At 42.1% G+C, this 13,863-nt stretch carries 16 protein-coding genes; 6 read left to right on the top strand and 10 right to left on the bottom strand.

Annotated features, from left to right (window positions below):
• Window position 1: 1 nt before the first annotated feature.
• From murD to mraZ, 7 genes are all read right to left on the bottom strand, one after another.
• Window positions 2-1,336, bottom strand: coding sequence for a UDP-N-acetylmuramoyl-L-alanine--D-glutamate ligase (gene murD / locus BUC10_RS13285; RefSeq protein ID WP_073180469.1), 1,335 nt, complete (start codon window positions 1,334-1,336; stop codon window positions 2-4).
• On the bottom strand, window positions 1,337-2,557 hold the full coding sequence (mraY, locus tag BUC10_RS13280; RefSeq protein ID WP_073180467.1) for a phospho-N-acetylmuramoyl-pentapeptide-transferase: 1,221 nt from the start codon (window positions 2,555-2,557) through the stop codon (window positions 1,337-1,339). It lies immediately after the preceding gene.
• A 102-nt stretch (window positions 2,558-2,659) separates the two neighbouring features.
• On the bottom strand, window positions 2,660-4,123 hold the full coding sequence (locus BUC10_RS13275; protein ID WP_073180465.1) for a UDP-N-acetylmuramoyl-L-alanyl-D-glutamate--2,6-diaminopimelate ligase: 1,464 nt from the start codon (window positions 4,121-4,123) through the stop codon (window positions 2,660-2,662).
• A complete protein-coding gene (locus BUC10_RS13270) occupies window positions 4,120-6,129 on the bottom strand; it encodes a penicillin-binding protein (RefSeq protein WP_073180463.1) in 2,010 nt (669 codons plus the stop codon). The genes BUC10_RS13275 and BUC10_RS13270 overlap by 4 nt, the downstream gene beginning before the upstream one ends.
• On the bottom strand, window positions 6,129-6,446 hold the full coding sequence (locus tag BUC10_RS13265) for an FtsL-like putative cell division protein (protein ID WP_073180460.1): 318 nt from the start codon (window positions 6,444-6,446) through the stop codon (window positions 6,129-6,131). The genes BUC10_RS13270 and BUC10_RS13265 overlap by 1 nt, the downstream gene beginning before the upstream one ends.
• A 36-nt stretch (window positions 6,447-6,482) precedes the next feature.
• The gene (gene rsmH / locus BUC10_RS13260; protein ID WP_073180458.1) at window positions 6,483-7,385 is read right to left on the bottom strand and encodes a 16S rRNA (cytosine(1402)-N(4))-methyltransferase RsmH; all 903 of its coding nucleotides are present in this window, start codon (window positions 7,383-7,385) and stop codon (window positions 6,483-6,485) included.
• Window positions 7,378-7,833: a division/cell wall cluster transcriptional repressor MraZ gene (gene mraZ, locus BUC10_RS13255; protein WP_073180456.1), complete on the bottom strand. Its 456-nt coding sequence runs from the start codon at window positions 7,831-7,833 to the stop codon at window positions 7,378-7,380. Before mraZ ends, rsmH begins: the two co-directional genes overlap by 8 nt.
• Before the next feature lie 265 nt (window positions 7,834-8,098).
• Between mraZ and BUC10_RS13250 the strand changes: the two genes are divergently transcribed.
• Together BUC10_RS13250 and yihA are read left to right on the top strand one after the other, a co-directional pair.
• Window positions 8,099-8,863, top strand: coding sequence for an alpha/beta fold hydrolase (locus BUC10_RS13250; protein WP_073180454.1), 765 nt, complete (start codon window positions 8,099-8,101; stop codon window positions 8,861-8,863).
• A 40-nt stretch (window positions 8,864-8,903) separates the two neighbouring features.
• The gene (yihA, locus tag BUC10_RS13245; RefSeq protein WP_073180452.1) at window positions 8,904-9,512 is read left to right on the top strand and encodes a ribosome biogenesis GTP-binding protein YihA/YsxC; all 609 of its coding nucleotides are present in this window, start codon (window positions 8,904-8,906) and stop codon (window positions 9,510-9,512) included.
• A 13-nt stretch (window positions 9,513-9,525) separates the two neighbouring features.
• Here the strand turns inward: yihA and BUC10_RS13240 are convergent, their stop codons facing one another.
• Window positions 9,526-9,894 carry a GTPase gene (locus tag BUC10_RS13240; RefSeq protein ID WP_073180450.1) on the bottom strand — a complete coding sequence of 123 codons (369 nt, stop codon included), beginning with the start codon at window positions 9,892-9,894 and terminating at the stop codon, window positions 9,526-9,528.
• Between the two features lie 131 nt (window positions 9,895-10,025).
• Between BUC10_RS13240 and BUC10_RS13235 the strand changes: the two genes are divergently transcribed.
• Together BUC10_RS13235 and BUC10_RS13230 are read left to right on the top strand one after the other, a co-directional pair.
• Window positions 10,026-10,373, top strand: a complete 348-nt coding sequence (locus BUC10_RS13235) for a DUF3307 domain-containing protein (RefSeq protein WP_073180448.1) — start codon at window positions 10,026-10,028, stop codon at window positions 10,371-10,373.
• 2 nt (window positions 10,374-10,375) lie between these two features.
• A complete protein-coding gene (locus BUC10_RS13230; RefSeq protein ID WP_073180446.1) occupies window positions 10,376-10,864 on the top strand; it encodes a hypothetical protein in 489 nt (162 codons plus the stop codon).
• Window positions 10,865-10,868: 4 nt separating this feature from the next.
• Here the strand turns inward: BUC10_RS13230 and gldC are convergent, their stop codons facing one another.
• Window positions 10,869-11,204, bottom strand: a complete 336-nt coding sequence (gene gldC, locus BUC10_RS13225; RefSeq protein WP_073180444.1) for a gliding motility protein GldC — start codon at window positions 11,202-11,204, stop codon at window positions 10,869-10,871.
• Window positions 11,205-12,167, bottom strand: a complete 963-nt coding sequence (gene gldB, locus BUC10_RS13220; RefSeq protein WP_073180668.1) for a gliding motility lipoprotein GldB — start codon at window positions 12,165-12,167, stop codon at window positions 11,205-11,207. It abuts the gene before it with no gap.
• 93 nt (window positions 12,168-12,260) lie between these two features.
• On the opposite strand from gldB, the gene nadE reads away from it, so the two are divergent.
• Together nadE and BUC10_RS13210 are read left to right on the top strand one after the other, a co-directional pair.
• Window positions 12,261-13,049, top strand: a complete 789-nt coding sequence (gene nadE, locus BUC10_RS13215; protein WP_073180442.1) for an NAD(+) synthase — start codon at window positions 12,261-12,263, stop codon at window positions 13,047-13,049.
• Window positions 13,050-13,203: 154 nt separating this feature from the next.
• Window positions 13,204-13,833, top strand: coding sequence for a response regulator (locus BUC10_RS13210; protein WP_073180440.1), 630 nt, complete (start codon window positions 13,204-13,206; stop codon window positions 13,831-13,833).
• Window positions 13,834-13,863: the final 30 nt, after the last annotated feature.

The following is a 13,863-nucleotide window of genomic DNA, read 5'->3' as shown; positions in this document are numbered from 1 at the left end:
CTTACAAGTTCTTTACAGCAGTTTTAAATTGATTTCCCCTATCCTCATAGTTTTCAAACAAATCGAAACTGGCGCAAGCAGGTGATAATAGGACTGAATCCCCGCGCTCAGAAATTTTATAGGCCACTTTTACCGCTTCTTCCATGGAATAGGTCTCCACCATTAGATCAATCACATTCCCAAAGGATTCTTTCAACTTGGTATTATCCATGCCTAGACAAATCACGGCTTTCACTTTTTCCCTCACCAAAGGCATTAGCTCGGAATAATCATTTCCCTTGTCCACTCCACCAACAATCCAAACAATAGGTTTTTTAATTCCGTCCAAGGCGTAGTAGGTGGCATTTACATTGGTAGCCTTTGAATCATTTATGTATTCAACATGATTGATTTTCAAGACTTTTTCCAAGCGATGTGGAACTCCTTGGAAAGACTGGATACTCTCTCGGATGGCTTCCTTTCTCACATTGACCAACATTGCCGCCAAACTGGCGGCCATGGTGTTCTTTACATTGTGCTGACCCTCTAAGGCCAAAATATCTGTACTCATTTCCAAGGTTTTATGTTCTATATTCAGTTTTATATTATTATTCTGGAGCCATGCTCCTTGTTTTTGCTCTTCTTTTAATGAAAAGGGCAACAATTTGGATTGAACGGGGTGTGTTTTCAGCCAGTTTTGGATTATTGGGTCATCCGCATCATAAATCAGATAATCGTTCTGATCCTGGTTCATGGCTATTCTGAATTTTGAAGCGATATAATTTTCAAATTTGTATTCATATCGGTCCAAATGATCCGGAGTAATATTGGTAATAACAGCAATGTGCGGTTTGAAATCCACAATGCCATCAAGTTGAAAACTGCTTATTTCCAAGACATAATGCCCAAAATCATGTTCGGCCACCATTTTAGCATAGCTATCACCAATATTTCCTGCCATGCCCACGTGAAGTCTTCCTTCCTTCAACACATGGTGGGTAAGCATAGTGGTGGTGGTTTTTCCGTTGCTACCAGTAATCCCAATCAAGGTGGCATCCGTATACTTTGTGGCAAACTCTATCTCAGATATCACCGGAATTCCCAACTCTACCAGCTTGGCGACCAATGCCACCTTATCCGGTATCCCTGGGCTCTTCATTACCACATTGGCATTTAGAATCTTAGATTCCGTATGACCTCCCGACTCCCATTCAATTTCAAAATGTTCAAGAACGTTTTTATAATTTTCCTTTATTTCCCCCTTGTCAGAGACAAAAACTTCAAATCCTTGTTTTTTGCCCAATATTGCCGTTCCGACTCCACTTTCACCCCCGCCAAGAATCACTAACCGGGCCATCTACCTGATTTTTAAGGTCACTATGGTCACAATTGCCAACAGTATTCCTATAATCCAAAATCGGGTAACTATTTTACTTTCGTGGTATAGTTTCTTTTGATAATGGTGGTGCAATGGAGCCATCAAGAAAATTCGTTTTCCCTCACCATATTTCCTTTTGGTGTGCTTGAAATAGCCCACTTGCAACATCACTGAAAGTGATTCGGCAAAGAAAATTCCACATAGCACTGGAATCAAAAGTTCTTTTCGCACGATAATTGCTATCACAGCAATTACACCCCCAATGGTTAAACTACCCGTATCACCCATAAAAACCTGTGCGGGATAGGCATTGTACCATAGAAAACCAACCAAGGCCCCAACAAAAGCTGCGATAAAAACCACCAACTCACCTACTCTTGGCAAGTAGAAAATGTCCAAGTAGTTCGAAAATTCAATGTTACCGGAAACCCAAGCAAAAATCCCAAGGGTAATTACAATAATCGCAGAGGAGCCGGCCGCAAGTCCATCTATACCATCCGTTAAATTGGCGCCATTGGAAACAGCTGTAACTATCAAAATCACAACGGGAATAAAAATCAGCCACGCATATTCCTTCATTCCTTCACCTGCCCAAGAAATCCAGTCTGCATAATCCAGTTCATTGTTCTTGAAAAAGGGCACGTTTGTGCGTACCGCCTTCATTTCCTGCCCAAAGACCTCCTCTACCCTTAAGTTCTCCGTAATTCGGGTGGAATCCTTCTCCTTGATGGTCACCTCAGGATGGAAATACATAATGGACCCTACAATAAGTCCTAGGCCCACTTGGCCCATGATCTTGAACCGTCCTTTTAGTCCCTTTTTATCTTTTTTAAAGATTTTAATATAGTCATCAATAAATCCGATGACACCCATCCAGACCGTGGTAACAATCAATAGGATTACATAAATATTTTTGATATCGGCAAAAAGCAGTACGGGCAAGAGGGTGGACATAATAATGATTAGCCCTCCCATGGTGGGTGTTCCTGCCTTTTGTTGCTGTCCCTCCAATCCCAAATCGCGTATGCTTTCTCCGATTTGTTTTTTCTGTAGGAATAAAATAATACGCTTACCATACACCATGGCAATCAACAAGGAAAGTAGCACAGCCATAGCTGCCCGGAAGGTCAGAAACCCAAAAAGCCCCGCTCCCGGCAGTTGGTATTGCTTTTCCAAATATTCAAACAGATAGTACAGCATTCACTAGATATTAGACGATAGACCGAAGAGGTGAAAGCAACGACATAATCTTAAGTCTTGAATCTTGCTTCTTATTTCCCGAATCATCGTTTCCATTCAATATTATTTGCCGAGGCCTTCAAGTGCCTCTTTTACTTCTTTAAAATCATCAAAATCCACTCGTTTACCATTGGTTTCCTGATAGGTTTCATGACCCTTTCCAGCAACTAGGATGATATCGTTCGCCAAAGCCAACTTGCAAGCGGCCTTAATGGCTTGCTTTCTATTTTCAATGGACAGCACTTTTCTGGTGTTTTGTGGCTCCACACCAGCCTCCATCTCCTCAATAATGGATTGGGGTGATTCTGTCCTTGGATTGTCAGATGTAAAAATTGCTTGATTGCTCATTTCTGAGGCGATATGACCCATAACCGGACGCTTCGACTTGTCACGATCACCACCACACCCCACTACGGTGATGACGTTTTCATTTCCAGTCCTCAATGCGTTGATGGTAACCAACACATTTTTTAATGCATCCGGTGTATGGGCATAATCAACAATAGCTGTAATCTTCTCCTTCGATATAAAATATTGAAACCTACCATCCACGTTTTCCAACTCGCTGATAAGTTTCAATGTTTCCATTTTTTCAAGACCTAAAAGGTCAGCTGCGGCATAGATTGCCAATAGATTGTAGGCATTAAAATCTCCAATAAGCTTAGACCACAGTTCGTTGTCGTCAATTTTTAACAGTTGCCCATTGAATTGTTTTTCCAAAATCTGAGCTCTATAGTCGGCATAGGTTTTTAATGCGTAGGTATGCTTTCTTGCCTTGGTATTTTGTAGCATCACCAAACCATTCTTGTCATCCATATTGCTCAGCGCGAAGGCCGTTTTCGGCAAGCCATCAAATAGTTTTTTCTTGGTATCCCGATATTCGGCAAACGTTTTATGGTAATCTAAATGATCATGGGAAAGGTTGGTGAAAATCGCTCCCGCAAAATGTAGGCCTTCAGACCTTTTTTGGTGTATTCCGTGCGAGCTTACCTCCATAAAGCAAAATTCCACACCCTCTTCGCTCATTTCCCACAGGTGCTTGTTAATGGTGAGCACATCCGGGGTGGTATGGCTTGTGGTGTATTCTTGATCGTCCACCATCACCTTGATGGTCGAGATCAATCCCACTTTGTACCCAGCTTTTTTAAACAGACTATACAATAATGTGCTTACAGTAGTTTTACCATTGGTACCCGTTATACCTACAAGTTTGAGGTTTTTGGAGGGATTGTCATAAAAATTGGCTCCAATCACCGCCAAAGCACTATTGCAATCCGGCACCTTCAAATAGGTTACGCCATTGACCAATATTTCCGGCAGCTCCTCACAGACTATAGCTTTAGCTCCTGATTCCACAGCTTTTTGTATGAACTTATGCCCATCTGTCAAGGTGCCACGTACGGCTACAAACACATCATCCATTCCAACATTTCTCGAATCGAAATGAATATGGTTGACCATCACGTTGGTATCCCCGCTAACTGCAGATAGGCTTACTCCAAACAATATATCCTTCAATAACTTCATGAAAGCTCCAACACTATTTTTTTCACTTGATTGATATCGGTTCCTTGGTTTACGGATTGTTTTTGAACCTTTCCATTCCCTCGAACCTCAACACTCAACCCCATGTTTTCGAGAAGGGAAACAGCATCCATACCACACATTCCCTTTACGTTGGGAACCTTGGCATGCTCTTGCTGTACCTTTGTATAATATTCTTGATATTCCTGATCCAAAATTCCATTATTGGCCACCTCACTCTTTACTTCGTCCACAATGGGCGAGGTGGCATAAATTTTTTGCGCCATTGATTTAAAGACCGGCCCTGATACATCGGCACCGTAGTATCCTACACTCTTGTCCGGTTCATGAATGACCACAATACAGGAGTACTTTGGGTTATCCGCAGGAAAATAACCTGCAAAAGAGGAGATATAGGCCATTTTATCTGGGTCTTTGGCCACATAATTTTTTTGCGTGGTTCCTGTTTTTCCAGCCATGGAGAAACTCTTTGAATACAATCCATGTCCGGTTCCGTAGTCCTTCTCCACTACTTCTTTCATTAGCTTTTGAACCTTTTGAACCGTTTCCCGAGAGCAAATGGAGGCATTGGCCACTTCCTTGTCGAATCTTTTGTGAATTCTATTGCCCTCTTTAACAGCTTTGATCAATCTTGGCTTTACAAATTCACCGTCATTTGCAATGGCATTGTAAAAGGCCAAGGTCTGCATAGGGGTAAGGGATACCTCATACCCATAGGACATCCATCCCAATGAGATTCCGGACCAACCCTCGTCCCCGGGATATCTTAGAACAGGATTACCCTCTCCAATAATGGGCAGGCCGAGTTTTTTGTGCAATCCCATATTCATCAAGCGATTCACAAATTTTCCAGGTGTCTCCTTATAATTTTCATGGATTATCTTGGCAAAGGCGGTGTTGGATGACACAGCAAAGGCTTCAGAAACCGAAATTTCTCCATAGCCACCCCATTTGGAATCTTTGACAACACGATCATAAATTCGGTATCTCCCTTTTTCGGTATCGATTACCGTACTGGTATCAACAACCTTATCTTCCAGAGCGGCCACCAAGGACATCAACTTAAAGGTGGAGCCCGGTTCATGTGATTCCCCAACCGCGTAGTTCAGTTTTTCGTAATATTTTCCTTCCGAAGTACGACCCAAATTCGAAATTGCTTTGATTTCCCCAGTCGCCGTCTCCATTACCACTACACAACCGTGATCGGCATTGTATTTTTCCAATTGGGCCAGGAGTTCATGGTGGGCTATATCCTGAATATTGATGTCGATGGTCGAAACTACGTCCAACCCATCCTGGGGTTCTACAATATTGTCCAGTCCAACTGGTTTCCATTGTCCTTTGGCAATTTTTTGCTTTAGACGTTTGCCTTCCTTACCCCGGAGGTAGCGTTCTCCAAAAGCACCATCAAGACCTACCCGGGTGTAGTACCCATTCTCATCAACACGTTCATAACCGATGCTTCGGGCGGCCATTTTACCCAATGGGTATTCACGAACCACGCGATGGGTTTCGATAAAACCACCTTTGTAGGGCCCTAATTCAAATAGCGGAAATTGTTTAATTTTTACATAATCCAAATACCCTACGTTCCTGGCCACCAGTTTATATCGATTCCCATTGGCCCTGGCCTTTCTAAACAGTTGTCTGTAATAGGTGGAGGGTTTCCCAAACATTTTTCCCAAGGAATCCGAGAGCGCCGCGACGTTATCCTGAAAATTTTGCTCCGAAACGGTCTTGGCGTCAAAGCGAATTTCATATTTGGGCACACTGGCCGCCAATAAACTGCCATCATCAGAATACAGATTCCCCCGATTGGGCTCTATGGTGAACATTTTTTCTGTCTTGCTCAGGGCCAACTCCTTGTAATCCTCTCCCTTGATCATCTGTATATCCACCAAACGCATTACAACGGCAATTGCAAACACCAAAAGACACCCGGCAACCAGGTATAGTCTATTCATGATATTTTTTTCCGTTATCGCCATTACCTATCGGACTTTACTTTGATTTTTTGGGGTGGATTCTTGGACGTTACCAAACCTTCGACAGCTACTGATTCCCTCAAGGAGGATTCAAGTTTCATCTGCTGGACAGTTGATCTATTGTGAAAAAATTCGCTTTTTAGCTTTCTTACTTCCTCACTAAGGGCCGCAATTTCATGTACTTTTTTATCAGCATTGTGACTACTGGAAATCATCATTGCCGCGAGAAAAGAAGCAAATAGCAGAAACATCCAATTTTTAGGGGCGTCACCGCTCACTAAAAACTTTCCTTTTAAAATATCCAGTAATCCTTTTTTCATCTCGTGTTCTGGTTAGGCCCTAGAAAGAGGCTCTATTTAAATTCGTTCCGCTATTCGGAGCTTTGCACTTCGCGCTCTATTGTTTCTGGCTATCTCATCTGCTGATGGAACAATCAACCCTCCTACTTTTTTTAGAGGGACATTAATGTTCCCATAAAAATCTTTCTCAGCCTCACCTTCAAACTTGCCATCCCTTATAAATCGTTTTACCAAGCGATCCTCAAGTGAATGGTAGCTTATCAAACTCAATCTTCCAGTGGCTTTCAAAATTTCCGGCACTTGCAATAAAAAAGCTTTTAGCACCTCTATCTCTTGGTTCACCTCGATACGAATGGCCTGATAGATTTGCGCCAAAATCTTGTTCTCTTTCATTTTTGGCAAGTAGGGCTTCAACACCGCTTTCAATTGTTCCGTAGTTTTGATTTGCGATGCAACGCGTGCACCAATTATCGTTTTGGCAATGGCATTTGCATTGCGCAGCTCACCATATTGGAACAAAACCTTCGCTAAATCTTCCTGGGAATATGAATTGACCACTTCAAAAGCGGACAATTCGCTGTTTCTGTTCATCCGCATGTCCAAATCCGCATCAAAACGAATGGAAAAACCACGTCCCGCTTCATCAAACTGATGGGAAGAAACCCCGAAGTCCGCCAAGATTCCATCAACTTTCCGAATGCCATAGAACTTTAAAAATTGTCGGAGAAACTGAAAATTTTGATTGATTAATTGAAATCTTTGATCATCTATAGCATTGGTCAATGCATCCTCATCTTGATCAAAGGCAAACAACTTGCCCGAGTCACCCAACCTTTTCAATATCTCTTTGGAATGCCCTCCACCACCAAAAGTGACATCCACATACACTCCATCTTTTTTTATATCCAATCCGTCCACCGACTCCTGCAGCAGCACCGGATCATGGTATTGACTACTCATCATCGGCAAAAATCTCTTCCGCCAAATCTGCGTAATCCTTCTCACCTTCCGCCAAGACCTTCTCGTACATTTCCTTGTTCCAGATCTCTATCTTGTCAAAAACAGCGTTGAGCACCACTTCTTTCCCTATTCCTGCATGTTCCACCAAATTTTTTGGAATCTGCAACCGCCCAGTATCCCCATCTATGGTGACCTCCTTCATCCCGGCAACGAAGTTCCTAACGAATGCATCGTACTTGCGATTGATCTTACTTTTCTTGAGTACTTTCTGCATCAAGGCATCAAACTCATGCTTAGGATAAAGTTCCAAACATTGCTGAAAAACAGACCTCTTGATGACAAACCCATCTTTGAGTACAGGCAACAACTGATTCTTCAGAGAGATGGGCAAAATCACCCTCCCCTTGGTATCAGCTTTACAATCGTGTTGTCCTATGATATGGGTCACTAGAAATCAATTGGTTATTAACTATAACTCAAATATATAGATTTTATTTCCACATTTCTCCACTTAAAAACACATTTGTTAATAAATTCCCCACTTTTTAGATAAAATGCGATGTTTTCCCCCTAAAATCATTTCATAATCCCAAATAGGGCCATTTACAGTTTTAGAGAAGGACAGGAAGGCAACATTTTGGAGGCGGTTGTAAAGTGAAATCGGTGTGGTCTTAATTGTCTATATTTGCCTACCAAGTACCAACTTATTGTAGATGGAAGACCAAATCATTAAGGAAGGCAAATTCAGATATATTGAAATAGGCGAGGGAACCCCAATGATCATTTTACATGGCTTAATGGGCGGACTGAGCAACTTCCAAGGGGTATCCGAATACTTTCCTCCCAAAGGGTATCAGGTATTGATTCCCGAACTGCCCATCTATGATATGCCCATGCTCAAAACCACTGTTAAGAACTTTGCCAAATTCCTGGAGGAGTTTATTGAGTTCAAAGGGTTGGAGGATGTGATACTTTTAGGAAATTCCCTAGGCGGTCATATCGGCCTACTGCACACCAAAATGTTTCCTGAAATGGTTAAGGCCCTTGTCATTACCGGAAGCTCGGGACTTTATGAAAGTGCCATGGGTGATGGCTACCCAAAACGGGGAGACTACGAGTTCATTAAAAAGAAGGCCCAAGATGTATTTTATGACCCTGCGGTGGCCACCAAAGAAATTGTGGACGAGGTTTTCGCCACGGTGAACGATCGCATGAAATTGGTAAAGACCCTTGCCATTGCAAAAAGTGCCATCAGACACAATATGTCCAAGGACCTGCCGCACATGAACACCCCTACCTGTATTATTTGGGGTGAAAACGACTCCGTTACCCCACCCAATGTGGCCAAGGAATTCCACGAACTTTTACCGGATTCCGATTTGTTCTGGATTGAAAAGTGTGGTCACGCTCCCATGATGGAACACCCAGATGAGTTCAACGTTATCCTTGAGGCCTGGCTAACCAAGAGGGGATTCTAAGCAGTCTTGTATCTTTGCCCTTAGTACTTCATAGCACCAAATGAAAATTACTTCTGCTGAATTTGTAATGAGCAACTCCAATGTGGCTAAATGTCCAAACGAGCCGCTGCCAGAATATGCGTTTATTGGTCGTTCCAATGTAGGTAAGTCCTCCTTGATCAATATGCTCATGGATCAAAAAAACCTTGCCAAAACCTCAGGAAGGCCTGGAAAGACGCAACTTATTAATCATTTTAAGATCAATAAAAATTGGTTTTTGGTGGATTTACCGGGCTATGGGTATGCCAGGGTGTCCAAAAAAGACAAAAAGACATTTCAGAAATACATCACTGAATACTTTCTGAAAAGAAAGCAACTGGTGAGTGCCTTTGTCCTGGTGGACATCAGACATGAGCCCCAGCCTGTAGATTTGGAGTTTATGGAATGGTTGGGAAGCCATGGGATTCCCTTCGCCATCATTTTCACCAAAGCCGATAAACTCAAACCCGGAGCGATCCAAAATCATGTGGATGCTTATCTAAAAAAATTACTGGAAGGGGTCTGGGAAGAAACACCACCCTATTTTATCACCTCATCCTCCAAACATATGGGGCGTAAAGAATTACTAGGATACATTGAGGAAATTAACCATCAGGTATCCCGATCCTAGGCGGCATCCAAGATTATATTGTTCGTTCCCGAACCAATTGTATTAGTTCTTCTGGCCCTTGAAGCTGGTTCAATTCATCTGATGAAATAAGAACTTCCAAACCCCTTTCTCCCTCCATCAAAACAATGGGAAAGGTAAATTTATGTCCAAACTTACTGGCGTATTCCTTTTGAAATTCGTCTTTGTGCAAAAAATCCATTTGGACTTCACTTTCTTGGCGGAACTTTTTCCAGGTCTTGTTTTCGGAAACCACTCCAAAAGTGATATCGCACAAACTACACTCATAAGTAGATGGACTGAACACCTTATGCATGCTGTCCAATATGGCATTTCTTGCGCCAGAATTGGCATTATACACAAATATCAGCTTTGACGGGTTCATTATCTCTACGTTTTCAAACAACAAGTTACTGCTACTTTTTCTATGTTATATAGTCAGAATTGAAAAAGTACCTTACAGATTCCCATTACTCACCATTAGGTATTGCAAGCACTAAATGCTATCTTAAACCCATGATTTTTGCAGTCCTATTGGTTGCGCATTGGGTGGGCGATTTTCTTTTGCAGTCCTCCAAAATGGCTACGGAAAAGAGTTTTAGCCTAAAGTGGCTCTCCATACATGTATTGGTATACAGCCTAACCATTGGGGCCTTTTCCTTGTTTGTTTTTCCTTTGATGTTGGTTACGCAATATATATTGATCAATGGTGCCCTGCATTGGGTCACCGATTTTTTCACAAGCAAGATGGCCGCCAGGCATCAGGGAAACCCAAGGATTTTTTATCCTGTTTTGGGGTTTGACCAAATGGTTCATGCGCTTTGTTTGTACGTCACTTATATTTACTATCAAAATCTGCTATAAGTATGCCGTCACCAACCACCCCAAATAAATTCATTAAAACCCTAACCATAATCCACCTGGCCCTGATGACCGGCCCAATCTTGTTTGGGTTTGTGGCATACTCCCAAGCCAAAGACGCTATCCTGGACTATTCCGATTCGGAGCAAATTTTTTTGATTGTAGTCCCCATTTTGGCCCTATCAGGAATTTTCATGGGCAATTTACTATTCAACCAAATCTTAAGATCGAGCTCCAAGGAAAGTGGGCTGCAGGGCAAACTGGCCCGCTTTCAAATCGCTTCCATCCTTAGATATGCGCTTATAGAGGGACCTGCCTTTTTAGGCGTCGTGGTTTTTTTTATCACCGAAAACCTTACCTATCTGTATATAGCGGCGGTATTGATTTTATACCTGTATTTGCTAAGACCCACAAAGGACAAGATAGAAAGGGGTCTAAAACTCAGGGGTGCGGATAGAGACCAATTCAATAGATTGGATCAACCTGTATCGTAGCCAACTATTTCTTCAATTCTAATTTTTCCGCGAAATAATCACAAAAGTCCCGCATGGTTGCAGTCATTTTTTCATCCTGTGTGGCTTTCATGAATGTATCGGACATAGTGACTAAGGTCTGATGAAAAAACACCTTCATTTCGTCCACGGGCATATCCTTGGTCCACAAATCAATTTTCAAGGATTCTTGATTCTTACTGTCCCAAACAGAAAGCATCATGGCCTTGGCCTCTTCATTGTTTATCCCTCCGTCCTCGGCAGACCAGGAGAGTTCTTCCGGTACTCTATTTTCATCCAGTCCTACAGTCAATTTTATTTCCGAAGTATGTGCTACAGCCATCTATTTTCTTGGTTTGTAATTTGATTTTTTAAAAATTTCGTCAGCGGACAATGTCAACAGTTGTTGTAAGTCTTCCTCGTTCCTTTTCCCATAGGCCCGCACAATCTGCCAGCCCATGTACCTGCCCAATCTTCCCGGGGATTCGCTATCCAATTCCAATTGAAATTTAGAGAATGGCGCGGGATCCAAAAACCGTCTATCCAATTTTGCATCTGTGCTATACAAGAGTTCCTGCTCCACGAAATAACGCCAGATTTGTTCCTCATTGGCTATTGCCCAATCCATCTCTTCTTGGGAATATCCCATCTTTTGTGCATCAGAAGCGTCTGGAAGCAATTTATCTTTAAGATAAAGTTCCTTGCCATAGTGCACCATCCTAGATAGAAAAGTTCTGTTTCGTGGAAACAGAATCACTTTTTTCGTAAAAGCACTGGCCACATCCGAAGCAAGAAACTTTTTGTCGAGTCCTTGGGCAATGTAGCGCTGAATACCCTGATAAAAATGGTGGTCTTTACCCAAATAGTTATCCAAGCCCAAAATTAAAAGCGAGTCGGCAAAAATGACCCTATCGTTATACCGCACATCCGAAGTAACCGTCACAACCTTAGGTGTGTTTTCCTTGGGAAAATAGAACTTAATATGTTTGAAAAGGTCTGTCAATTCATCAATCTCAACCTTAAAATCCCCAAAAGTCTTATCAACTTCTTTCGATAGCTCAAGTTGAATCGTATCGGTAAGTTTGGCCACCCAGATGCTGTCTGCAAATTGTTCGGGAAACAAATATGGGTATTTCGACTTAAGACCACCCAGGTCGTCGGGAGTAGCATTGGCAAATTCACGGTCAAATCTTTCCACTGTAAGATCCAAGGCTAGCTGGGAAATTTTTTCCTCCGTTGCATTTTCCTCCTTACAACTGCACAAAAAGAGTAAGATGATCAAAATTGAACGACAAATGGTGCGCAATCCAAAGTATTTAGTCAAGGCCTTTAATTTTAGCACAACAGCATTTAAATTTACAGGGGACAAAGGTAATTTATTGAATCTAAAAAGTTAGGTATGCAGACTGAAAAGGTAATAACACATATTGTGGACTGGTTAAGGGACTATGCTGTAAAGGCGAAGTGTAAGGGTTTTGTAATTGGAGTCTCGGGAGGAATAGATTCGGCCGTCACCTCCACCCTATGTGCAAAAACAGGTCTGGATCTATTATGTCTTGAAATGCCCATACATCAAGGTAAAAATCAGGTGACCAGGGCGGACAGACATATTGACTGGCTTATGGATAATTTTCCCAATGTTGGTAGGCAACCAGTGGACCTCACACCTGTATTCGATAGTTTGGTGGAGGCGTTGCCCAAGGTCGAAAATGAGGAGGATAGGTTTATGTCATTAGCCAACACCAGGGCACGACTTCGTATGGCCACCTTATACTACTTTGCAGCCCTTAAAGGCTATCTCGTAGCCGGTACCGGAAATAAGGTAGAGGATTTTGGTATTGGGTTTTACACCAAATATGGTGATGGTGGGGTTGATCTCAGCCCCATCGCCGATTTGCTCAAAACTGAAGTTTATGCACTTGGAGATACATTGGGAGTGAACCAAGATATTATGGAGGCAGCCCCTACAGATGGCCTATGGGGAGACCATCGTACGGATGAGGATCAGATCGGAGCATCTTACCCAGAATTGGAATGGGCCATGGAAATGGATGCGCAGGGCAAGACACCAGATGATTTTTCTGACAGAAAAAAAGAAGTATTTACCATCTATAAACGATTTAATACTTCCAACAAACATAAGATGATTCCTATACCTATTTGTGAAATCCCTGAGCAGCTAAAATGACCATTTGACCCAAAAAACCCAGCTTAAGACGAAAAAAACCCCAGAAATTCTATGGTTTTAAGAAAAAAATTACAGTTTTACGTTCTCAAATTGTTAACTTGCCCGCCACGCCGCGTAAGTAATTAAGTACTAAACAAAGTAAAACTCAAACCAAATGATTAAAGTATTAATAGCTGACAACCATCCCATAGTTCGACTCGGCATTAAACAGGTTCTTGACTCCAGTCAGGAAATCGAGGTCATCGCCGATGTTTCAACAACGTCAGAACTATTTGAAACTTTAGAGGAAGTTTCCCCCGACGTAGTAATGCTTGAAATGGATATTCCTGAAATTAACGGAATTGCCACCTTAAGAAAACTTAAGCAAGATTTTCCCGCTGTAAAAACCCTTATGTACAGTGGACAATCTGAAGATGTGTATGCGCTTAGCACCATTCGGGCTGGAGCATTCGGTTATCTTTCCAAAACAGCTGATTTGGACTATATTATGACCGCTGTTAAAAAGGTCAGCCAGGGTAATATGTTCATCACTAATGAGCTTGCCCAGCGTCTTGCCTTTGATGAAGGCACCCAGAAACCTAGAAGATTCTTCAGAAAACTATCTTCTCGCGAGGTTGAAGTACTAAAACTTTTGGCCAGTGGAAAAAGAAACAAAGAAGTTGCCGAAGGTCTAAATTTGAACGAAAAGACTGTAAGTACCTACAAAGCCCGTTTAATGAAAAAATTGAATGTGGACAACTTGGTAGATTTGCTGCAACAAGCTAAGGCACTGGAACTCTACTAGAGGACAGTTGATATAACACTTAATATCCCG

The organism is Flagellimonas flava, from assembly GCF_900129665.1.
GTDB classification, from domain to species: Bacteria; Bacteroidota; Bacteroidia; order Flavobacteriales; family Flavobacteriaceae; genus Flagellimonas; species Flagellimonas flava.
The sequence above is the reverse complement of the archived record's forward strand: the minus strand, read 5'-3'. Positions and strand labels throughout refer to the sequence as shown.